This is a genomic window from Flexithrix dorotheae DSM 6795 (genome assembly GCF_000379765.1).
Taxonomy (GTDB): domain Bacteria; phylum Bacteroidota; class Bacteroidia; order Cytophagales; family Flammeovirgaceae; genus Flexithrix; species Flexithrix dorotheae.
Genome location: NZ_KB903454.1, coordinates 152,652 through 176,199 on the forward strand (window position 1 = coordinate 152,652; position 23,548 = coordinate 176,199).

20 protein-coding genes are annotated in these 23,548 nt (G+C 36.4%); 11 read left to right on the forward strand and 9 right to left on the reverse strand.

What is annotated here, in order from left to right; genetic code table 11:
• Window positions 1–290 precede the first annotated feature (290 nt).
• From A3EM_RS0122805 to A3EM_RS0122820, 4 genes are all read left to right on the forward strand, one after another.
• A complete protein-coding gene (locus A3EM_RS0122805) occupies window positions 291–1,925 on the forward strand; it encodes an acyl-CoA carboxylase subunit beta (RefSeq protein ID WP_020530573.1) in 1,635 nt (544 codons plus the stop codon).
• A 280-nt stretch (window positions 1,926–2,205) separates the two neighbouring features.
• Entirely contained in the window at window positions 2,206–3,285 is a 1,080-nt protein-coding gene (serC, locus tag A3EM_RS0122810; RefSeq protein ID WP_020530574.1) for a 3-phosphoserine/phosphohydroxythreonine transaminase, read from the forward strand.
• Window positions 3,286–3,501: 216 nt separating this feature from the next.
• Window positions 3,502–4,683: a phosphoglycerate dehydrogenase gene (locus A3EM_RS0122815; RefSeq protein WP_020530575.1), complete on the forward strand. Its 1,182-nt coding sequence runs from the start codon at window positions 3,502–3,504 to the stop codon at window positions 4,681–4,683.
• 24 nt (window positions 4,684–4,707) lie between these two features.
• Window positions 4,708–5,952: a DUF1015 domain-containing protein gene (locus A3EM_RS0122820; RefSeq protein ID WP_020530576.1), complete on the forward strand. Its 1,245-nt coding sequence runs from the start codon at window positions 4,708–4,710 to the stop codon at window positions 5,950–5,952.
• Window positions 5,953–6,055: 103 nt separating this feature from the next.
• On the opposite strand, the gene A3EM_RS0122825 is transcribed toward A3EM_RS0122820, so the two are convergent.
• Window positions 6,056–6,844 carry a hypothetical protein gene (locus A3EM_RS0122825; RefSeq protein WP_020530577.1) on the reverse strand — a complete coding sequence of 263 codons (789 nt, stop codon included), beginning with the start codon at window positions 6,842–6,844 and terminating at the stop codon, window positions 6,056–6,058.
• Between the two features lie 252 nt (window positions 6,845–7,096).
• A complete protein-coding gene (gene speE, locus A3EM_RS43385) occupies window positions 7,097–8,368 on the reverse strand; it encodes a polyamine aminopropyltransferase (RefSeq protein ID WP_020530578.1) in 1,272 nt (423 codons plus the stop codon).
• Window positions 8,369–8,457: 89 nt separating this feature from the next.
• On the opposite strand from speE, the gene A3EM_RS0122835 reads away from it, so the two are divergent.
• The 3 genes from A3EM_RS0122835 (at window position 8,458) to A3EM_RS0122845 (ending at window position 10,541) form a co-directional block, all read left to right on the forward strand.
• Entirely contained in the window at window positions 8,458–8,745 is a 288-nt protein-coding gene (locus A3EM_RS0122835; RefSeq protein WP_020530579.1) for a YciI family protein, read from the forward strand.
• Window positions 8,746–8,950: 205 nt separating this feature from the next.
• Window positions 8,951–10,168: a lysophospholipid acyltransferase family protein gene (locus A3EM_RS43390; protein ID WP_020530580.1), complete on the forward strand. Its 1,218-nt coding sequence runs from the start codon at window positions 8,951–8,953 to the stop codon at window positions 10,166–10,168.
• Window positions 10,134–10,541 (forward strand): GNAT family N-acetyltransferase, encoded by a 408-nt coding sequence (locus tag A3EM_RS0122845; protein ID WP_020530581.1) that lies wholly within the window; start codon window positions 10,134–10,136, stop codon window positions 10,539–10,541. The genes A3EM_RS43390 and A3EM_RS0122845 overlap by 35 nt, the downstream gene beginning before the upstream one ends.
• A gap of 133 nt (window positions 10,542–10,674) precedes the next feature.
• Here A3EM_RS0122845 and xrtN read toward each other — a convergent pair whose 3' ends face one another.
• Together xrtN and A3EM_RS0122855 are read right to left on the reverse strand one after the other, a co-directional pair.
• Window positions 10,675–12,027, reverse strand: coding sequence for an exosortase N (gene xrtN / locus A3EM_RS0122850; protein WP_020530582.1), 1,353 nt, complete (start codon window positions 12,025–12,027; stop codon window positions 10,675–10,677).
• Window positions 12,028–12,050: 23 nt separating this feature from the next.
• Window positions 12,051–14,615, reverse strand: coding sequence for an XrtN system VIT domain-containing protein (locus A3EM_RS0122855; protein WP_020530583.1), 2,565 nt, complete (start codon window positions 14,613–14,615; stop codon window positions 12,051–12,053).
• Window positions 14,616–14,774: 159 nt separating this feature from the next.
• Between A3EM_RS0122855 and A3EM_RS0122860 the strand changes: the two genes are divergently transcribed.
• The gene (locus tag A3EM_RS0122860; RefSeq protein WP_020530584.1) at window positions 14,775–15,134 is read left to right on the forward strand and encodes a hypothetical protein; all 360 of its coding nucleotides are present in this window, start codon (window positions 14,775–14,777) and stop codon (window positions 15,132–15,134) included.
• Between the two features lie 107 nt (window positions 15,135–15,241).
• Here A3EM_RS0122860 and A3EM_RS0122865 read toward each other — a convergent pair whose 3' ends face one another.
• The 3 genes from A3EM_RS0122865 to A3EM_RS0122875 all read right to left on the reverse strand — a co-directional run bounded on the left by A3EM_RS0122865 (window position 15,242) and on the right by A3EM_RS0122875 (window position 19,358).
• A complete protein-coding gene (locus tag A3EM_RS0122865; protein WP_020530585.1) occupies window positions 15,242–17,134 on the reverse strand; it encodes a metallophosphoesterase family protein in 1,893 nt (630 codons plus the stop codon).
• 198 nt (window positions 17,135–17,332) lie between these two features.
• Entirely contained in the window at window positions 17,333–18,397 is a 1,065-nt protein-coding gene (locus A3EM_RS0122870; RefSeq protein ID WP_157638037.1) for an ATP-binding protein, read from the reverse strand.
• Window positions 18,398–18,428: 31 nt separating this feature from the next.
• Window positions 18,429–19,358 (reverse strand): alpha/beta hydrolase, encoded by a 930-nt coding sequence (locus A3EM_RS0122875; RefSeq protein ID WP_020530587.1) that lies wholly within the window; start codon window positions 19,356–19,358, stop codon window positions 18,429–18,431.
• Window positions 19,359–19,680: 322 nt separating this feature from the next.
• On the opposite strand from A3EM_RS0122875, the gene mpgS reads away from it, so the two are divergent.
• A complete protein-coding gene (mpgS, locus tag A3EM_RS0122880) occupies window positions 19,681–20,979 on the forward strand; it encodes a mannosyl-3-phosphoglycerate synthase (protein WP_020530588.1) in 1,299 nt (432 codons plus the stop codon).
• An 81-nt stretch (window positions 20,980–21,060) separates the two neighbouring features.
• Window positions 21,061–21,873: an HAD-IIB family hydrolase gene (locus tag A3EM_RS0122885; protein WP_020530589.1), complete on the forward strand. Its 813-nt coding sequence runs from the start codon at window positions 21,061–21,063 to the stop codon at window positions 21,871–21,873.
• A gap of 1 nt (window position 21,874) precedes the next feature.
• On the opposite strand, the gene A3EM_RS0122890 is transcribed toward A3EM_RS0122885, so the two are convergent.
• Window positions 21,875–22,111, reverse strand: coding sequence for a hypothetical protein (locus tag A3EM_RS0122890; RefSeq protein WP_157638038.1), 237 nt, complete (start codon window positions 22,109–22,111; stop codon window positions 21,875–21,877).
• Window positions 22,112–22,355: 244 nt separating this feature from the next.
• Between A3EM_RS0122890 and A3EM_RS0122895 the strand changes: the two genes are divergently transcribed.
• Window positions 22,356–22,907, forward strand: coding sequence for an acyl-CoA thioesterase (locus A3EM_RS0122895; RefSeq protein ID WP_020530591.1), 552 nt, complete (start codon window positions 22,356–22,358; stop codon window positions 22,905–22,907).
• Between the two features lie 5 nt (window positions 22,908–22,912).
• Here the strand turns inward: A3EM_RS0122895 and A3EM_RS0122900 are convergent, their stop codons facing one another.
• On the reverse strand, window positions 22,913–23,545 hold the full coding sequence (locus A3EM_RS0122900) for a GDSL-type esterase/lipase family protein (RefSeq protein WP_063745033.1): 633 nt from the start codon (window positions 23,543–23,545) through the stop codon (window positions 22,913–22,915).
• Window positions 23,546–23,548: the final 3 nt, after the last annotated feature.

The following is a 23,548-nucleotide window of genomic DNA, read 5'->3' on the forward strand; positions in this document are numbered from 1 at the left end:
TTTTATGCTAAAAAACAATGATTTTTAGCATTCTAGGAAAGAAGAAATCCAGATGTCACTAAAAAAGTATCTGAAGTTGAAGTTGTAAAGTATTTTTTGAAGAGTGGTTAATAATCTAATACTAAATTTAAATAAGCCTTAAACCCTTACTAGAAAAATATGTTTTAATTCCAGGTACAAATATTTAGTTTATGTTCCGCAAATCAATTAAATTTTAGCATTAAAGCGAATTTCACTTTTTGATTGTAGCAAAAAATAAAAATTTAACCAATAAACAAAATTAGCAAGTAATGAAACTGGAAAAGGAAGCTAATAAAAACCATAAAAATTTAGAAGCTCACTTAAACGAACTTTCTGAAAAAAGGGAAAAAGTTTATTTAGGAGGCGGAAATAAAAAAATTGAATCTCAACACAAAAAAGGAAAACTTACCGCAAGAGAAAGAATTGATTATCTAAAAGATGATGATGCCTTTTTTATGGAAGTTGGGACTTTTACCGGAGAGGGGATGTACAAAGAATATGGAGGCTGTCCTTCTGGTGGAGTAGTAACTGGGATTACCAAAGTCAGTGGTAGAACTTGTGTGGTAGTAGCCAATGATGCCACTGTAAAAGCCGGAGCCTGGTTTCCAATCACAGCCAAAAAAAACCTGAGAGCTCAGGAAATCTCCATGGAAAATAAACTGCCAATTATCTATCTGGTAGATAGCGCAGGAGTTTTCCTCCCCATGCAGGATGAAATATTTCCAGACAAGGAACATTTCGGAAGAATTTTCAGGAATAATGCCATCATGTCTTCGGAGGGAATAGTACAAATCGCAGCAATTATGGGAAGTTGTGTAGCAGGTGGAGCCTACCTTCCTATCATGTCCGATGAATCTTTGATTGTGGAAGGTACTGGTTCAGTATTCCTAGCCGGTTCCTATCTGGTCAAATCTGCTATTGGAGAAACGGTTGATAACGAAACACTTGGCGGGGCCACTACCCACTGTGAAATATCCGGAGTAACTGATTATAAATGTAAAGATGACAAAGATTGCCTGGATACCATTAAAAAACTAATGGACAAACTAGGCCACCATGAACCAGCTGGTTTTGATAGAATTGAGGCTAAACCTCCCCTTAAAAGTGAAAAGGAACTGCTTGACAAATTTCCTTACGACCGGGTAAAGCCTTACGATATGATGGAGATTATTGAAAGATTGGTAGATGAATCGAAATTCGATCATTATAAAGAAGGCTATGGACAGACCTTAATTTGTGGCTATGCCCGCATTGATGGCTGGGGGGTAGGCATTATTGCCAACCAGAGAACCATTTCCAAAACCAAAAAAGGAGAAATGCAAATGGGTGGTGTAATTTACTCAGAATCAGCGGATAAATCAGCCCGGTTTATCATGAATTGTAACCAGAAAAAAATCCCTTTGTTATTCATTCAGGATGTTTCCGGGTTTATGGTGGGAAGTCGGGCCGAGCATGGAGGAATTATTAAAGATGGAGCTAAAATGGTAAATGCTATGGCAAATTCTACTGTTCCCAAAATCACCCTGATTGTAGGAAACTCATATGGTGCCGGAAATTATGCCATGTGTGGAAAGGCCTATGATCCCAGATTTATTTTTGCCTGGCCTACCGCACAAATTGCAGTAATGAGCGGAGCTTCAGCGGCAAAGACTTTATTGCAAATAAAAGTAGCTTCCTTAAAAGCCAAGGGAAAAGAAATTTCTAAAGAAGATGAACAAAAGCTTTTAAAAGAAATAGAAGATAAATACAATGAACAGCTTTCCCCATACTATGCAGCCTCAAGACTTTGGGTAGATGAAATTATTTCTCCATTAGAAACCAGAAAAATGATTTCTGGAGGTTTGGAAGCCGCCAATCATGCTCCAATTACTAAAAGATTTAATCCCGGAGTAATTCAAACATAAATCGATAATCCAATATAGGATAAAATTTTAATAAATTATTAACTTTAAAGCAGGCATTAAATCCTTATAATCAAGAAGTGCCAAATTCGAATTAAGAGCATGTTTAAATTTTACGTATTTCGCTGCAAATGCCCATTTCAGGAACCTGGTTTCAAAATAAAATTTGTAAATAGCGCTGCTATTGAAAAATTTTCTTGTTTCACGAGAACCCTAAACTGAACATTTTCGCTTGAAAAATTAAATTTTAAACAAGCCTAACATAAATTTATACTAACAAATAATGGGAAGAGTATTTAATTTTTCTGCGGGGCCTGCAATGTTGCCGCTTGAAGTGCTTGAAAAAGCCAAAAATGAAATGACTGATTACCAGGGTAGCGGAATGTCAGTAATGGAGATGAGTCATCGATCGAAAGTATTTATGGAAATTGCTGAAAATGCAAAATCCAAACTAATTGAATTGATGGGAATTCCAGCCAATTATAAAGTATTGTTTTTACAAGGCGGAGCCTCTTCGCAGTTTGCCATGGTACCCCTCAACCTTTTTTCAGAAAAGAAAAAAGCAGATATTGTAAATACCGGGGCTTGGTCGAAAAAAGCAATTGCCGAAGCCAAAAGATATGGGAATGTAAACGTAGTGGCTTCTTCCGAAGACAAAACCTTTTCGTATATCCCTGAACTTTCAGCCGAAATGTTTGATCAGGATGCAGATTATGCACATATCACGACTAACAATACCATTTACGGAACATTATTTCCAGGTCTTCCAGAAGTTGGGAATGTACCCTTGGTAGCCGATATGTCATCCAATATTCTATCACAGGAATATGATGTTTCTAAGTTTGGAATTATCTATGCGGGGGCTCAGAAAAACATTGGGCCAGCTGGATTGACCATTGTAATCATTCGGGAAGATTTAATTGGAAAAGCACTGGATTTCACCCCTACCATGCTCAATTATAAAACCCATGCCGACAATGATTCCATGTTCAATACTCCTCCTTGTTATTCCATTTACATGGCAGGTCTGGTATTCGAGTGGGCATTGGAAAAGGGAGGTCTAAAAAGCATCGAAAAAATCAATAAAGAAAAAGCCGGGTTGCTTTATAATTATCTGGATAGTTCCAGCCTTTTTAAAGCCACTGTGGAGCCAAAATTCAGGTCATTAATGAACGTGCCTTTTGTAACCGGAAATGATGAGCTGGATGCCAAATTCATTTCAGAGGCCGCTGCCAATAACCTAACTACCCTAAAAGGACATCGATCAGTTGGAGGCATGAGAGCCAGTATTTACAATTCCATGCCCATGGAAGGCGTAAAAGCGTTGGTGGACTTCATGAAGGATTTTGAAAGCAGGAATTAATAATTAATATGGAAATTCTGGCACAAGGTAAAGATATAAGGTCTTCCTTGTGCCTTCCAAATAAGCACCCTGTGCTCTTATTTCCGAGAAACAATAATCTCTCTATCAGTCTTTTATGGCAAAATAATAAACGGTTAATTTTGAATTACAACTTAAAATTCCATTGAACGACTACCACTAACTATCCCAAGATAAACTTAACTGGTAAACTTGAAAATGTTTAAGATTCAAACGATCAATAAAATTTCCCCAAGTGGGCTACAAAAATTTCCCCTGGATCAATATGAAGTAGCCTCCGAATTTTCCTCCCCCGATGCCATCTTGGTAAGAAGCGCCAAAATGCATGATTTGGCATTTCCAAAAACGCTAAAAGCCATTGCCAGAGCCGGAGCTGGTGTCAATAATATTCCCATAGAAAAATGTACTGAAGATGGAATCGTAGTTTTTAATACTCCCGGAGCCAATGCCAATGCAGTGAAGGAACTGGTACTTACCGGCCTATTACTTTCATCCAGAAAAATCCCCGATGGCATTTCCTGGGCAAAGGAACTAGTGGGAAAAGGAGATGAAGTGGGCAAACTGGTGGAAAAAGGAAAATCCAACTTTGCCGGACCGGAAATTCTGGGAAAGACCCTGGGAGTAGTAGGTCTGGGGGCTATTGGCATGCTGGTAGCCAACGCTGCTGAAGCCCTGGGTATGAAGGTTTTAGGCTACGATCCCTATATTTCCGTTGATTCGGCATGGGCATTATCCCAGAAGGTAAAAAAAGCAAAAAGCCTTGATCATTTATTAAGCCAATCAGACTATCTCACTCTTCATGTTCCTTTGCTCGATAGCACCAAAGGATTTCTCAATAAGGAGAAGTTTGAAATAATGAAACCTGGCATCAGAATTTTGAACTTTGCCAGAGGAGGTTTGTTAAATAAACGAGATTTGTTTTCCGCTTTGGAATCGGGAAAAGTTGCCCGATTTGTGACTGATTTTCCCGATGAAGATTTATTAAAAAATGACAAAATCATTTGTTTACCACATTTGGGAGCATCCACTCCCGAATCAGAATCTAATTGTGCCATAATGGCCGTGGACCAACTAAAAGATTTTTTAGAGAACGGAAATATTAAAAATTCAGTTAATTTCCCGGAAGCAGAAATGCCAAGAAACGGTGGAGCCCGATTGATCATTGCTAATAAAAACATTCCCAACATGGTAGGGCAAATCACCACTGTGCTGGCAAAGGAAAATGTAAATATTGAAGATTTATTAAATAAACACCGAGGCAATCTGGCCTACAATATTATTGATGTGAACAAACCATTAAATGAGAGCCAGATGGAAGCCTTAAACAGTATTGAAGGTATAATTATGAGTAGATTGCTACCTCAAAAACTTAAAGCTTAAACCAAGAAAAACCTAATCAAAAAAATGGCAAAAATTAAAGCATTTAAAGGAGTACGACCAATACCAGAAAAAGCTATCCAGGTGGCTTCCAGACCATACGATGTGATGAATACCGCTGAAGCCAGAGATGAAGCCAAAGGCAATCAATATAGTTTTTTAAATGTGGTAAAACCGGAAATATCATTCCCCGATGGACATGATCCTTATGCGGAAGAAATCTATCAGAAAGGCAAGGAAAACTATCAGAAAATGGTAGATGAAGGGGTATTAATTCAGGACCAGAAAGATTGTTTGTATTTGTACAGAATAACTGCAGAAACCCATTCGCAGGTAGGTTATGTAGCCTGTGCAGCCATAGATGATTATTTTAACAATGTCATCAAAAAACACGAACTGACCCGGCCGGATAAAGAAGCAGACCGAAAAAAACATGTTCGTGTGGGAATGATGAATGCAGAACCGGTATTTTTTGCTTATCCTAATCAAAAAGCACTGGATGAAATAGCCGATAAAATAGTTTCCCAGACACCGGAATATAATTTTGTGGCTGAAGATGGTGTGCAACATGAGTTTTGGGTAATTGAGGATGAAACGATTATCACTCAAATTATTCAGGAATTTGAAAAACTACCTGCCACTTATGTTGCAGACGGGCACCACAGAACTGCGGCTGCAGCTTTGGTAGGAAAAGACCTTAAAGAAGAAAACCCAAATCATACCGGAGATGAAGAGTATAATTATTTCCTGGCAGTGCATTTCCCTGATAATCAATTACAAATTATAGATTATAACCGTGTGGTAAAAGATTTGAATGGCCTTGCCCCAGTGGATTTTGTAGATAAACTCAAAACTAAATTTGTGGTAGAGAAAAAGGGAAGGGAAATTTTTAAGCCAACGGAATTACATACTTTTGGAATGTATTTGGGAGGTAATTGGTATTCCCTGAAAGCAAAACCGGGAACGTTTGATGATGCTGATCCTATTGGCGTTTTAGATGTGACCATTTTATCAGAACAGATTTTAAAACCAGTTTTAGGTATTTTTAATTTAAGAACTGATAAACGGATTGAATTTGTGGGAGGAGGTAGAGGTTTGGGAGAGCTTGAAAAAAGAGTAGATTCAGGAGAAATGAAAGTGGCCTTTGCCCTATTCCCGGTTTCCATGAAGCAACTCATCGACATAGCCGACAGTGGGAAAATAATGCCTCCAAAAGTAACCTGGTTCGAACCAAAACTAAGAAGCGGATTAGTCACGCATTTGCTGAGTTGATGGAAAATTAAATGCAAAGTTTGTAGCTGGGAATCCTGAAAGTTACAAACTTTCATTTATTAGTTAGGTCCAGGTTACAAACCGGAACTAGCGTGAGTTCCAGCTATTTACGTTTACGTGGTTTCTTCTTCCTTATCACCGAAGCTGGATGCCAAAAACCTTTTTTAAACTTTCCACTATTCTTTTGTTGGGTATATATTCTTTTATCATTTTTTACCAAAAATTTCTTTTGCCTTAACTGCCCATCTTGATAATAGTTTGAATATATATTTAATATTAGATGATTAGAAGTTGAATCTTTTATTTGAAATTCTCTTGTACCATAAAGTTCATAACAACCAATGAAAATACTTTCCAATTTTTCAGATGGTTTTGAGATCGTTATGGTATTTTTAAGGCTGATTATTTCTGGTGGAATATAACCAGCAAAGGCACATCTGGTTGTATAATCCCTAGAAACCCTTGTTCTGCTTTTTTTCTTAAAATTATTGAAAGCAAAATCGAGCCTATCCACCTCAACCGTATCATTAATAGTTAATTTTCCCTCATTGTCAAAATACCTTTTTATATGGTTAAAAGTCAATATTAAACTGGTATCACTCTCAATTTTCTTTTCCTGGAAATCAGTTTCAATAAAGGGTTTTTCCTCCAGATGTGGGTTGAGTATAATAGTGTCCCCTGAAATGATCCATTTGCCTTTTTCCTTAAAATACTCAATTCGATTAAAAGAAGGATGTATAGAGGAAGCATATGTAAAAGAAGAATCAGGTTCAATAACTAATAAAACTCTTGAAAATAGTTCATCATAAGAATATTTCCCAATTAAATTTCTTGTCTGGCCAAAGCATATGATTCCCCAAAAGTTAAATATGATTGCAAAAATAATTTTCATTTTTTAATGATTTATTTATCGAATTCTGATTTAAGAATAATTACAATGGATTGGTTAACCCATCTAATAAACCCCTTTGCAAAACTGGAATATTAAGCAGTTTTTGAGTCGCTGAAATTCTGAACAAGCCATACCAAAAACTCACCGAAGTCTCAGACTTCTCCAAAATACTTCTAATCTAATAATTAAGTCCAGGTTACAAACCTGAACCAGCAGGAAAAATAAACTTTTAACTTAAACTACTGGCTTAAGTCAAACCAACCTCCTAACATAATTTGGCAGTACAAAAGCTGCTTTATGAATTTCCTCATTGTAATAATTCAACGAATAGTCAGCTTCCAGTTGTTTTAATCTGGATTTGTCGGGAAAATTATTATTTGAAATATCTTTTTGGCAAAAACCAAATGTCCATAAGCCAGATGGGAAAGTGGGTATATTTACCTGGAATGGTTTTACATTTTCTGCTCCGAAAATATTTTTTAGCCCTTTAAAATTTTCAGCAAATTTTTCTCCTGAAATTCCAGGTGAACCTGTCTGTGCTATGAGAATGCCTTTTTCCTTCAAATGCTTTTTTAAGATTAAATGGATATGCTTAAAATGCTCCTCTGCCCCTTCTTCTACCGGATTCGCATAATCACTTAGAATTATATCAAATTTTTGGCTGCTTTCATTTTTCAGGTAATCAAAAGCTTCTCCAAGAATAACCTTTACTTTATTATCATTTAAACCGGCTGAAATTTCGGGGAAATAAGTTTTTGCCGTCTGGATTACCTGTGGATCAATTTCCAAAACTGTTATTTGTTCAATTTCAGGATGTTTCAGAAGTTCTTTTACCGTCCCGCCATCACCTCCTCCAATGACCATAACCTGCTTAGGGTTTGGATGACAAAGCAATGGCACATGGACCAGCATCTCATGGAACGCAAATTCATCTTTTTCAGTAAGTACAATTATCCCATCCAGTAACATTATTTTCCCAAAAGAACGGGATTGAAAAACCTCAATTCGCTGGAAATCGCTTTTAGTCCTGAATAACAATTCCCCAGTATGTCGGAATGAAAGCGCCAGGTCATCAGTTCTTTCTGTCACCCATATTTCCCTTTCCTTTCTGATTTCAGCCAGATCAGCCACTGATTTTTGGACATTAAATTTAAATCCCTCCTGTTTTTCAATTAGGCCTTTTTGCCCTCTACGCATTTCAATAGCCGAATCGTGACTGGCTTCCAGCGCTTTTTTTAAATATCGGGAGGATAACCAGGGGTCAATCTGATCCCCACATGTGAAAATATCGACCGAGGCAAAGCCATATTCCGGCCAGGTATGAATAGCCAGGTGGCTTTCCTGAATGACCACCACTCCGGAGACACCTATAGGCGAAAAATGATGAAACGTTGAATTGATAACCGTAGCATTGGCCTCCTTTGCGGCTTCTAACATGGCATTCTCGATAAATACCACATCATTAAGGCCTTCAGGATTACAGTTAAAAAATTCTGCGATGATATGTTTTCCCAGTGATTCCAAATTAAATTTTTTGTTTTTGATTGCTAAATTCTAAAAAAATAACAATAATGCAGCAGAAGTATAAAAGGATTTAAAAATTAGTTTAACCTATGGATTTTTTAGTAATTGCCTACGATCATACCGATGAAGGTGCCCTTGGAAGAAGATTACTTGCCAGAGATGCTCATTTGGAAGTAGCGAAAAAATTAAAAGAAGAAGGTCATTTTATAAATGGAGGGGCTATTCTGGATAAAAATGGTAAAATGATTGGCTCCACTCTATATATGAGATTTGAAAACAAAAAGGAATTACAAAAATGTCTGGAAAATGATCCTTATATTAAGGGCGATGTTTGGGAGAAGATAGAAGTTAAAAAGATTAAACTGGTTAATTTTTAATCAGTTATAAAAACTAAAATAGCAATTCCCAAAGTGACAGAAAGCGTGGAGCAGGGTCTGAATTTTAGCGGCCATGCGTCATTGAATCTTTTGAATCCCAATAAATACAAGGCCTCTAGCGAAGACCTTGCTGGGAAAAGCATTTTTTGAGTATATTGAGCATTACTGAAAAAAACACCACCAACCCGAAAGGGCTTTTGCTAAAATGGATACAAGGAAACTAACCAGAGCGCAGCTACAGCAGGCCATTGAAAAAAACAAAAATGTTCTCACTGAGCATTTTGATTTGGACTATGCAAAAGCCTTGAACAAACATGCCATTGGCTGGTTAACCAAATATTATTTTAGAGCGCAGTTTATTGGTTTCGATGAATTGCCTGAAAGAAATAATCCTGACTTTCCATTGATTTTTGCCAGTAATCATTCGGGCATGGCCTTTCCCTGGGATGGGATCATTTTTCTATCCGGTCTTTTCGATAAGTGGGATTATTTGCATAATGCCCCACGGCCATTAACTGCACCAATGCTATCCCAGTCTACTTTAATGAATCCTTTTCTGATCAGGAATTTGTGGAAAAGAGTAGGCAGTATTGATGCCACTACCCTCAATTTCGAAACTTTAATGCAATACTCCGACTACAATCTGATGATTTATCCGGAAGGAGTTCCTGGAATTGGCAAAGGCTTTAACAATAAATATAAATTACAACGCCTTTCCACTTCAATGGTGAGAATGAGCCTGAAATATAAAACAGATATCATTCTTATTTCATCGGTAAATGGAGAGTACATCAATCCGGGGCATTACAGTAATAACTGGGTGAATCGAATCATTCAAAAAATTGGGATTCCGTTTTTACCACTGGGCTGGTTAACCCTCATTCTTTTGCTTCAGCCCTGGTTGTTTTATTATGGCTTACCTGCCAAACTTACTTTTGTGATGGGTTCAAGAATTAAGCCTCATGAATGGACCAACAAACCATTTGAAGAAATGGAGAGGAAAGATTTGGAGGAATTGCGGGATAAGATTCATGGTATTATGCAGACAGACCTGGATAAGGCGGTAAGGGATTATGGGAAAAATCCATATCAATGGAAGGAGCATTTTAAAACACTTTTTACCAACTGGAAAAAAATGCCATTTTTACTACCCTGGGCATGGCCATTGTTATTTTCAGAATTTCAACGAAAATACACCAAATATGGAAATGGTAATTTTGAAATGAAATTAGGGTTCTGGTCATTCTTTAGAATTTTGTTCAGGAATCCCTTTATTTTTGCTTATTTCATCCCCATTTTAGGCTGGATTCCGGTTTTGTTGAAAGGTTATAAAAATGCACAATTCAATAAGAAGAATAAAGGAGCTAAAATTGATAAAAAGGAAAGACATGCCAGTGAAAATCTGCACGAACAAAATACCTGAGCAGGAAAAAATCATCCAAATTTACCGCCTCAATAAATGGTCCTCTGCTGAAAAACCAGAGATCTTATTTAATGCATTAAAAAACTCTGATTCGCTTGTCACAGCCTGGGATGAAGATTTATTGATTGGTATTGGAAATGCCATTACTGATGGTTTTCTGGTGGTTTATTACCCTCATTTGTTAGTTCACCCGGAATATCAGGGAAAAGGTATAGGGAAAATGATCATGGAAGTACTACAGGAAAAGTATAAAGAATTTCATCAGCAAATGCTGGTTTCCGATGGAAATGCAGTTGAATTCTACAAAAAGTGCGGTTTTGAAAAAGCAGGGGAAACAGTACCGATGTGGATTTACCAGGGAGATGATCATTGATTGAAAAACTCGACCGCAAGTGATTTCTTTTAGAGTTCAATGCGTCTGCCTTGACCTTTTCATTTTAATAGCATCTCGTTGTTTTTCAAAGTAGTTAAAATTTTAAAGCACAAGCAGATGAGCTATTTCTAATCTAAAACTTTCCAATAGCGGCTTCCAAATCACTTTCTTTGGCACAGGTAATATTTACCAAAATGAAACCTTCTTCCCCTTTTAAGGTTCGCCACCTCCAATCGAATTGACTAATGGTTTGATGAGTAGCATTTTCATGCCACCAGACGGTATAAAGTATATCTTTCCCCTTTTCCAATTCTGCAAAAAACACTTCTTTTCCGGCAATCACTTTGGTTTGTTCTTTTTTAAAGGTATAACCACTTCCCTTCCAGCAAAACATAGGGTTATGATCACTTCTGAAAAATTTTGAGGGAGGCTTGATATAAACTAAAGCCTTTGCGTTTTCCATTTTTGCCACACCATTGGCCAGAATCTCTCCTTTAAAGCCCTCAGGAACTTCCAGATTTTCCTGTAATCTGAAAGTTTTGATAATTCCTTCATCTGGAAAAACTTCATCCTGTCTGAAATTGAAAACAAGAAGAATAAGTAAAATTCCGATGGAAAGCATTAGGTTTTTGGCAAATTCAGACTTTTTATTTCCTTGCTTGTGGCCAGCTTCCGGAGCTTTCCCAAACCTGCTGTAAATCCACTTGGTAAAGAAAAAACCAGGAAGCACTACATAAAGCAATAAACCTGTCAGCCCAAAAAGCTGATGAGAAAGTGATTGCGGATCAGACTGAAACAAAACCAACACATTAATTCTCAGCAAATTGTTAATGAGGATAAAAATTGAAGTAAGGCTAAGAATTACTAAAATCCATAACAGTTGTAATTTTTTGTTGCATTTGCCTTCAAAGTAGCCAATTATACCCAACTGTAATACAAAGGAAGTGGTTACCATATTCAAACCAATACAACTCTGGTCAACGGAAAAATCATTGCCATTGAGGGAAATTATATTCCCTTTGGCCACTGCCTTTAAGCCGATCAAATTGAATAAGTCCACCGCCCATTCACTTAACACTAATCGGATGGGGAAACCAAATACTTCTACAAAGTAGGTGAAAATTGGAGAAAGAAACAGAAGTAGAAATAATGGTAAAATATTTATTCTTCCCCATATTAAGCTCATTTGGAAAAATAGAAAAAGGAAAAAAGCAGAAATATGCAATGTTCTGATATGAAGCACCCAGGAAAAACCAAGTAAAATGAGAACAAAAAGGAGTAACTGGTAATTTGCCGTTTTGGACTTATCAAAATGGAGAATAATTGGCAAAACCATTAGGCCTAAAATCCAGTTAAATTCAAATTTTATGAAATTTTCCAAATTGAAGAAAACAAGCACAAACCCTAAAAGGATAAAGGCAAGTGGAAAAATCCAAGCCTTTATTCCTTTTGAATTTTTAAGTACTTCTGCTTTAATATATTCCATGAATTATGCTATTCAAATCCGAATTAAACCAGCCCGGCTCTATATTTTTTAATCCAAAGCAATCCTACTACCAACATGGCAAAAATGATTAATGCCCATTCATGAGGTTCAGGAACTGCACCGGAACCGGCATCAGCGGCATTCCCCAAACTATTTTTGGATCGCTCAATGTCGAATCGATCATAATCCTTTTGGGTTTCCAAAGCTATCAGGCTGGAAATGGGAGAAACCACATTGGCTTTCACTGCAAGATCAATTAAAGGTCCGTTTTCATAGGATTCCGATTTAAAATAATGTTTCCCCACTTCCTTCATTATTTTATTGTATGCATAAAGACGCATTAAATGATCCGGTGCATTTCCTGCTTGTCCACTGGCCTCTGATTTCGTTATTTTCAACCTAGTTCCTTTCAATTCCACTTCATTACCCTCAAGCACTTCTTCCTGGAAAGTAAATAGTTTATTCAAATCCAAAAAGCCTAAAAGGCCAGAGTTTTTAATCTTAATGGCATTAAGTTCCTCCAGGGTTTTTAAATATGGATTTAATTCATCACCAATGTTCAGGAATTTCACAGGAGTTTTATTTTCTGCACAAAAAGCAGCTAAACTTTTTGAAAACTCCGAGTCTTTTAAATCTTTCAATTCTGGAGAATTGGAATTTGTTTTGGTAATGACCAATGAGTTTTCAGGAAAATGAATTTTGTGAATGGGAAACAAAGAATAATTATAGGCCCTTGCCTTTTTTACTAATTCTATGAAGTTAGCTTTTGTAAGTAATTCTGGCTGTTTATCCATAATAAAAATGTCCCTGTCTTTTAAAGCAGCGTACACCTGATTGATCTCAAACTCTGTCCAGGAATTGTTGATATCCAGGTAAATATCTCTTGGACTAAAGGCCTGCGAACCTTTCTCTAAAGTAGAAACAGTATATTTTTCCCCATCAAAAACAAAAGCCCTCTCCGATGGATTTTCTGCTGGTATTTCCAGCTCCCAGTAATTTCTGTAATTCCCTTTGTGTGAATATTTACCTTCACCATCTTTCCAAAATTTAGTCCCTTCAATATCTAGATTTTTGTTTCCAGAAACAATGATCACTTCCTCCTCTCCTGAAGTATCTTTTGTGGACGGTCCTTCAAAATAAATATTCTGTAAAACCAGTTTGTCTTCCTTTAAAACAAGTGGACTGGTAACGCCTATTTTGAAGCGCCTTTTTTCTTCAGGATTACAGGGAAATACCGTCACCACCACTTTATTTCCTTCCAGCCAATGTACCAATGCCGGATCTCTGCTTTCTACCCCTACTATCGTTTCATATGCCTTATCCGCCTTGCCTTTGGTAGTTAAAACTGCTTTTTCCTCCCTTCCATTTATCCAAAGTGATAAAGAGGAAATGGTAGAGCCAGTGGGTAAATGAAAGGTATAAATGGCTTCCTGAGGCCTCCAGGAATACTGACTTGTGTTTTCAATAATGATTTCTTTTTCTGTATAAGCCATCCTGAAATCATGATACAAATTTACTCTTGTTTTCACCTCCTTTGTCTTCAAATCATTTCCCGACCAAAGCCTTCTATTTGCTTCATGTTTTAAATTTTGCTGGGTAATTAATAAGGATTGTTTGTCTTTGGTATCAAGTCCTTCAATATTTCCGAATAGCAAAAGTCCGATTTTCACTAAAGGATCATCAGTCATCACCTCATCCAAACCATTTCTGTTTCGGTTGAAAGGCCTATCCAAAAAGGAATCCGAATCTGATATTAGATTTTCAGATAATAAAAATTGTCTTGTAACAAAATTGTCAGCAATTTCCCTGGAAACATTTACCCAAAGCGGTAATTCAGTGCCTTCTGTCTCAGCCTTTTGGATAATGGATTCCAATTTATGTTTTTCAATTCCCCAATTCGCGATAAACAATATACCTAAAATTAAAGGCCCCAGTATCCCAACTTTAAACATGTTTTTTTGGATGGGATAAATTTGATTTTGGGAAATATGCTTGAAACTAAATAAAAGAAATATAGCAGGAACCCAGGCATGCAGAGAAATCCCAAAGAACCAGAAAATCAGTAGCCCATAAACCATGAAAAGCGTAAGGTGAATGCACATATAACCCCAAAGTACTACCCCCATTCCTAAAGCAAAATAGGAAAAGTTGATTAGCCATTTGGGTAATTCCTCTTTAAATGACAAAGTAAAAAGCGGGATATGCATGAGGAATATGTACGCAATTTCCCAATTGGGAAAATTACCAAACACAGGAAGAGACTTATTGAGGGTAAAAGCACTGATTGAAAATAGCACAAGGGATAAAGCATATTCAGCGGGGTTTATTTTACTAAATTTAAATTTACTCACCACTGTAATGAGGAAGTAAACAATAGCAATTCCGAAATTAATCATGAACAAACTTCCAAAATCCAGGAAACGATCGGAATCTGTCTCAGCCATCAGGAATAGGTAAAAAGCAATAACTGAAAAAACCCAACCTACTATTACCATTCTTGTCCTGTTATTCTTCTGGAGGGCTGAGGCTTCTTTTTTCCTGCCTATTTCAGGTAAATTTTCTTCTAATTGGTCATTTTGATATTCCATAGCATTAATATTTTAAAAGAACTTTGTATTACAAAGTTAATTTTAATGGTTGCATTTCAAATTTTAAGCTCATAATAAATGTTAATTAGATTGTTGGATTATGATTATTTCAATATTATTAAATTTATCAATATTTACTTCAAGTAAACTCATTTATTTATGTTTATTATCACCACAAAACACCTGAAAACAAATTCAAATATTTTGATATGGTTATTAATTACAGGGTCAATTTTAATTGGGTGCAATAATGAGGAACATGATATATGTGGAGATTTTGTACCCGGAGAAATAATGATAAAAACATATGACACCATTCCACAGGAAAACCTGATTTCTCTTGTGGATTCTTATAAATTATCCGTGGAAAGAGTTGTTTCAGAAAGGATGAAAATTTATCTGATTAATGTTCCAGAGGGCGAAGAAAGCCATTGGGTTAATGAATTTAAAAATGAAAAAATCATAAAATTCAGCCAACTAAACCATTATGTATGTCCCCGAAACAATGAATTTAACTAAAAAACTAGTTTTACAAACAAAAAAAGAGTAGTAACCCTAAAAATAAGCTACTACTCTTTTTTATTAAGCTATTAATTACCAAATAACTGGTTAATATAAAATTTTGGTTAATTAAGTTTCAACTCATCCACAGGCTCCAAGGTATCCGGATTAATTACTTCCATTTCAATTTCTTCTCCATCTACATGGAATAATACCAGTGCATGTTGGGTGGTAAAGCCTGTTACATTTGGTGTCCAGGGGGTTTGTTCCTGCGCATAATAAGGAGCACCAGCCGCTCCATTATTGATCTGGTAAATAGTTCTGGAGATTTTAATTTTTTTACCTTCCCAGTTTTCAGGGTACATTTCCATTCCAGCCTTAATCTCAGTTTTAGCATAATTATGCTCATCCCCCGTCATAATTGCCCTCACTTTCGAACTTTTATTGATGATAATATCCAGGTATTCATCCCTTCTTTCAATGATTCCCTTTGCCAAAGGCTTTCCTGCAATCACAGGGCGGTATTCATTATTTCCATTATACCACATATCATCTCTTACATGCCCGCCATTGGGAAAGCACGGAGTATGTTGGGTGAGGAAAACATGGTCAATATTATCATCTTTTTCCAAAGTCTTTATGGTAGACTGAAGCCACTTCAATTGTTGATCCATGATATAAGCATGTAATCCACCTCCGGTAAGGGGAATATTTCCCTCAGAAGGATTATATAAATAATTGGAGTTTAATACAATCACCGCCACATTATCATAGGTATAATAGAATACATTTTCTTTATAACTTGGAAAATCCACATTTCTACCAGGATCGTAAGAAGCTCCATCCTCACTTTCGGGGCCATTAGTAGGATTTACGAAAGCTTCATTAAATATGGCCTCAGCCGATTCAGTTTCAAAAGGGAATCGGTCTACAGAGGCTCTGCCACCACCTTCTTGTCTAAACTCCCGTAATAGTGCCTCATGATTACCCATGGAAATATAAATGGGGAAATAATGCCAGAAAGGTTCAACCGCTCTTTTCCAGTTAGCATATTGCAACCTTGCCTCATCAGGGTCTCTCAAATAACCATTAATCATATCACCTGAAAACTGAAAAAATTTCACATCTCTGTATTTACTTAGAGCCATGATCTTTTTCATGATATAGAAATTGGCCCCATACAAATCCCGTTCTCCTCCCCCATTGCCACTCCTTGAATCACTTGCATAGGCAAATGTAAACTTAGTTTTTGTTCCCGGTTTTGGAGCCGTGTGCAAAGAATAAGTTTCCTTATTTTCTCCATACACTATGTTATAATCAAAATCTTTATCGGATTCCAGGCCTGTAATTAAAATTTCATGATTTCGGGTAGCTTTTTCATCAGAAAAGGTTTTTCCGCCTACTTCCACACTGGCAATTATTTCATTGTTTGTTTCAAACGATATGGTTGCCCCTTCATCCGTTACCAGATTTACAAATGGTCCTTCTATCACTGAATCATCAATTTCGAAAGGCCCTTTTCCTTTAAATGAAATTCTGCCATCATAAAGCATTCGGCCTTCTGCATCTACTACACGATAGCCGATTTTACCTTTTCCACTTTCTTCCCATCCAATCATATCGTATTTTCCTCCCATAATTCCTTTGATGGGAATTGTTGTTCTTCCTGACAAGATATTTGCTGTTTGCCGAAAGTATACCGGAAGCGGATGTTTAGAATCACCCTGCGGAATAAAGCCATAATAAAGGGTTCCTTTCAATTCGGTATTCTTGAAATCGAAAAACAATCCGATAGGCATTCCCTGAGGATCTCCTTTCAGGTTTTCGAGTTTTAACCAGGGTTCATCTATAAATTCATAAATGGTATCCTTACCTGTAAAAATGAAAAACTTACCATCAGCATCCTGGTAAATATTAGAATAAACCGCTGGAACTTCACTTTTTTTCTGGGCAATTACACTTTGCCAACCCAAACTAAATACAAAGCAGATGAGAGAAATAACAATATTAATTTTCATTATTATAGCTTCAATTAAAAAATAATTTCCAAAAATGATTTATTTCCTAAACCAATCTCCAATGGAAATTTTCAGTTAAAAAAATAGTAAACAATTAGGTCTGATATCCTGCTCTCAAAAGTAACAATTAGAATCAGAAGGTAAAATATTCCCTTTAAAAAGTAAACAGAACTTAAAAATTAGCCAACAAGTTTGGGATTAAACCAAAATTTCAGGCAGGGTAATGATAAATTTGGAAGTATTTTTTTCAGAGCAGGAAAGCGCAACCTTTCCTCCAAGTTTTTCTGCGGCAAGACTTACTGTATACAACTCCATTCCGGTATGGTGAGGATTATTGGAAGTTCTATAGAATAAATTAAAAATTTCCTGCTTTACTTTATCTGGAATTTTGCTGCAAAATAGCGTTACTTCAATTATTAAAAATTGCTTTTCAATTTTTAAATTAAAATGAATGGCTTTCCCAGATTCCTGGGGAATGCTATTCGCTACACAATACTCAAAAATGTTCTGGAACAGGGTTCTTAAAATCTCCAGATCACTTCTAATAATCAACAATTCCGGAGCTTCTATATTGATTTGACTCAAATCAAACTTTTTGAATTTAGTCAAATTCCCCAAAACCTCCTCCAACACCCCATTTACCAATACCTTATCAGGGGTTACTATTGAATGTTTTAGATTATTGATGTGAAGTAATCCCCCAAGCATATCGTTCATTTGGTTGGAAATTTCCTGCAGCATAGAAAGGTACTTCATGGATTTTTCGTCTTCAATTTCCTGTAATCCAACATTACACAAACCAATCAGTCTTACGATGGGCCCTTTCAGGTCATGAGAAGCATTGTATACAAAGTCATCCAGTTCCTGATTAGAAACGAGTAAATCACTATAGGCTTTTTCCAGTTCCCGGGTTCTCTCCTTTACCTTTTCTTCCAGTTCTTCTTTTGCAGATTGCAGTTTATTGTTTTGTACCTGAATTAGGTCTTTGGCATGCTCTAACTGAACAGTTTTTTCAGTTAGCCTTTCATTGAGGCTATTCAGTTTATGTTGAAGACGATCTCCAATTTTGGTAATGAATTTCATATCAGCTAAAAGCAACCCATAATCTTGGGTCAGGCGTTGGTATTCCTTAAAAATAACCTGAAGACCTTTTTTATCCAGGTCCTCAAGTGTTTTCCGGTCGACCAGGCTTTGCGCCCTTGCTAATATCTTTTCTTCATTACTAAACATAGAATCACAAAAACTATAATGCCAATAACGCATGTTTTTGCAATTCTATATTCACAAATATTAATTATTCGGCCATTCCGATCTCTTTCAACCAGGCTGCACACCTATCCGGCCAGGATAAAGTAGTGGTTCCTTCCCTTCCTAATCCATATCCGTGCCCTCCCTTGTTGTATAAGTGCATTTCGGAAGGAGTATCATACTTTAATAAAGCCTCATAAAACCTTATGCTGTTCTGAACAGGCACAGCCTTATCATCGCGTGAATGCACAAGAAAAGTGGGTGGTGTAGCTTCAGTAATATGCAATTCATTCGAATATTTAGAAACCAGGTTAAAATCATTAGTCTGGCCAATTAAATTTCTTCTTGAGCCCATATGACCCACTCCCTCCTTAAAGGAAACCACTGGGTAAATCAAAATATTAAAATCAGGACGGACGGATGTTTTATCTGTAATCCCACCTACAATATCATTAAAATGAGTTCCGGCTGTAGCAGCTAAATGCCCCCCTGCAGAAAAACCCATTATCCCTACTTTTTCCGGGTCAATGTTCCATTTATCTGCATTTTGCCTTACCATTCTTATCGCTTGTTGCGCATCCATTAATGGACCAATGGTTTTATCCTCCATTATTCTGTCATCTGGTAACCTATATTTTAAGACAATCCCAGCCACACCAAATGAGTTTAACCATTTGGCTATCTGAAAACCTTCATGATCAATTGCTAAAATTCCATATCCTCCTCCCGGGCAAATAACTACCGCAGCCCCGGTGGCTTTTTCTTTTTCTGGCAAAAACAGTTGAATGGTTGGCTGTGACACTTGCCTTACCCTTAAAATTCCATTGACCTGGTGGATTTCATTTAATTCAAAATCTATTGAACCTGGCGCACCATCCGGCCAGAGAAATAGAGAATCTCCGGAATTTTGACCTATCGAATTAAAGCTATTTGTCAGAATGATGGTTATAATAATTAATTTAAAAATAATTTTCATTTTCCTATTATTATCAATTTCGGTTGTTAAATTTAGCCAATTAGTAACCTGCCTATTTACAAGACAGCTTGTTTTTCAGGGCAGAATTAAAAATTGACCTAAATTTAACTACGGAGTTTTAGAAAGTACTCAAATTTCGTATTTTTTGATATTTTACCTTATTACTTACTACTCAATATTTTATCTTCCAGATATGAAATCCACTGTTTTCAGATAGTTTATTTGATTTCTGTATTTTGAAAAAGCATCGAATTTAAGGGTGGTGTTCTACATCATTTTTAAAAGTTTAATCAATTCCTAATTGTAAATTATTTAAGAAAAAATGAAGATTGAAATTCCAAGAGAAGTAGAAAGATTTGGTCCAATTGTTTTCCATGGCGTGCAGAAGGTTTATGAATTAGACGCTGGTTTGCGAAATGCCAAAAACGATAAGGACGACAACCCCATTATGAAAAGAATTGCCTATGACACCCAGCATGAAATTCAAAAGCAAATGGCAATTGTTGTACCCATAAGAAACGAGAAAATTAAACTGATAGAAGGGGTTTTAAGCGGAATTCCTCACCACTGCCTTATCATCATTGTATCCAACAGTCCCAGATACCCAATGGATCGGTATAAGCTGGAAAAGGATGCTATTGAACATATGGAGCATTTTATGGACAGAGATTTTTTAATTGTCCATCAGAAAGATCCCAAGTTGGGAGAAGCCTGTGCCGCAGCAGGTTATACGCACTTGCTCGATAAAAATGGAGTCGTAAAGGATGGAAAAGCTGAAGGGATGATTTTGAGTAAAATGCTGGCTTATATATGTGGCAAAAAGTATATAGGTTTCATTGATTCAGACAATTATTTCCCAGGTGCTGTAATGGAATATGTGCATGAATATGGTGCCGGATTTACCATGAGTAATTCTGATTATACCATGGTTCGGATTTCATGGCATAGTAAACCCAAAGTTGTGGAATCCAATTTGTTTTTTGCCAAAAGAGGAAGAGCTTCTGAACATACCAATAGAATTTTAAACCGGTTGATCAGTAGTTTTACAGGGTATGGTACGGAAACCATTAAAACAGGAAATGCAGGAGAACACGCCATGACAATGGATTTGGCCATGAAACTGGATTACTCTTCAGGATATTCTATAGAACCTTATCATTATATTAATGTATTGGAAAAATTTGGGGGTATTATTGCCAATCCATCAGAAGATGTTATGAACCAGCAGGTAGAATTCTTTCAGATTGAATCCAGGAATCCACATCTTCACGAAGTAAAAGGGGATCAGCATGTGAAGGACATGAGTAAAGCAGCTATGGAGTGTATTTACAATTCTCCTATTTGTCCGGATGCTCTGAAGGAAAATATTATGGAGGACCTGGTTACCAGAAAGATTTTGCCAAAAGGCGAAAAAATTGGCAATACGCTAAGATATTATCCTGCACTCGAGAATTTTGATTTAAGGAAATTTAAGGAAGTATTGAAAAATCAGGAATATGCCGGATTATTTAAGGCTAAATTACCAGAATTTAAAGAAACCAAAGTTTCAAAGCCAATAAGAGATACCAAACTGGCAAAGGAAAGTGTACTCCCGGAAAAAGGAAAGCTCGAAATGAAATAATTCTTATTGAATCTGATGAATCCGGAGCATGTTTATTAAATTAAACATGCTCTTTTTTAAACATTTTAATCTTCTGACATTTTGGCCAAACCAATCATATTTACAGACCTTGACGGTACACTTATCGATTTTAAAACCTATTCTTTTGAAAGGACTAAGGATACAGTAGAAAAATTAACCCAAAAAGGTATTCCCATAGTTTTTTGTTCCTCCAAAACCAGGGTAGAACAGGCCTATTACCGGAAAGCTCTAAAAAATGAACACCCATTTATTACGGAAAATGGTAGTGCTATTTTTGTTCCTTCCGGTTATTTTAACTTTGATTTTGATTATCAAAAGGAGATTGAAAACTATAAGGTAATTGAGTTGGGAGTAGATTATAAAACCATCAGGAAAACAATTGAATCTGCCAGAGAAAAAACAAAAGTGGCAAATTTTGGATATGCAGACTTGGATTTGGAAGAAATTTCTTCAATTATCAAACTAGCTCCAGAAGCCGCCAAAAGAGCATCTACAAGAGATTATACAGAAACCATTATCAAAGGAGATGTAACCTCACCTGCATTTGAGGAATTTAAGGAAGAGCTTTTGCAAAATAACCTGATATGTGTTTCCGGAGGGAAATACCATACCGTAATGGGAAAGCAAAGTGATAAGGGAAAAGCAGTGGAAAAACTGGCCTCGCTTTACCGAAAAGCATTTGGAGAAGTGCTCACCATTGGTTTAGGAGATAGTGCCAATGATCAGCCCTTACTAAAGGTTGTTGACCAGGGTTATTTGGTGCAAAAACCCGGAAATTATTGGGAAGACATGGATATTGATGGATTAAACAAAATAAATGGTATTGGCCCGGAAGGCTGGGTATTAGCCACAAGCCCACTTCTGGTTAAATAAGTTATTTTCCCAATTCTCTATATTTCCTTTTAGCACTTTCTTTTAATTGTAAAAACACAATCTGGGTAATGGAGAAAGCCAGACAAAGAGTTAATATTACCCCACCAATACCGGACTTACTTTTAAGAATCAATTCCAAAAAGAAGTAAATACTGATACAGGCAAGTGTTAATATAGAAAACACTCTCATGTAATAATCAAACTTTTTAATTAATTGAGATCTAGTTGTGGTCGCCATTTGGATTCAGAATATTTGGGTATGTGTTTACAGTCCATTTAAATTAAGCATTTTTTGGCTTGTTGTCAATAAAAAATTCTTATTTCCTAAAAACAACCTGAAAGACAATTGATAATTTGGTCTTAGAGTGGAATTATATAATTTAAAAAACTTAGCTCACCCCTTTCCTTTAAGCTTTTTTGCTATAGTAACATTAGGCTGCTAATTTTGCATTCTGATAACTTCAATTAAAAAAACTATAAGCATGGTTGAAACTGGGAAAAAAGTGGCGCAATCACAAACCACCATTACAGAATTAATGATACCTTCATATGCCAATTTTGGTGGAAAAATACATGGTGGAATATTATTGTCATTGATGGATAAGGTGGCTTATGCCTGCGCCAGTAAACATGCAGGAAATTACTGTGTAACCGTTTCGGTGGATAATGTTGAGTTTTTGCAACCGGTGGAAGTGGGAGATCTGGTTTCCATGCATGCTTCGGTTAATTTTGTGGGAAAAACATCACTTGTAGTGGGGATAAAAGTAATAGCTGAAAATGTGAAAAAGGGACTGGTGAAGCATACAAACTCCTCCTATTTCACCATGGTAGCTAAAGAAGACGATAAACCAACTCCTGTTCCTCCTCTAATACTCGAAAGCACCAAGGAAGTCAGGAGATTTTGGGAAGCCATGCAAAGGAGGGAATTGAAAAGAAACTTTAATGAAAAAATGGACAAAACTAAAAATATAGAGGATTTACAAAAGGCCCTTGAAACGATCAAGAGCCAGAGATGTATTGTGAAATTTGAGTGAAAATTTTAATTTTTAATGGCCTTTGCTGCAAGCTCAGCCATAACTTTCGCTCCTTTAGCATTTGGGTGGATATTATCAGGCAGGAGCTCCATTTGCCCCTCAAATCCTTCGAAAAAATTAATTGTACCTAAATCATGGTCTTTGGCTAATTCCCTAACCTGATCGGTAATTACCCCTTCTACTATTTCTTTTGAGATTCCCCAGGGATTTTCTCCGGCAGGTGGAGGAATTCCCAGCCATATTTTTGGTTTTGATTTTAATTTTTGGAAAATCCCTATCATCTCAGCAAAATCCTTTTTGTATTCATTGGAATGCGCTTCCCAGTTTATTGGTTTGGAATCATTAGTACCCAATAAAATGATAATCACATCAGGCTTAAATTTTTTGGCCTTTTTAAACTCCGGCAAAGACCAATAGGGTTTATTTCCATTTTTTAACATGGTTGCCCCACTGTTTCCAAAGTTTTTAACCACCCAGCTTTCACCCAGGATTTTTCCCAATTGTTGTGGATAGGCAAGTGAATCTCTACCTTCAATACCGGCTCCATAAGTAATACTGTTTCCCACACAAGCCACTTTAGTTTGTGCAAAAAGCTGTAAAGAAAGAAACAAAAATAATAAAAGGTTAAACAATTTCATTTT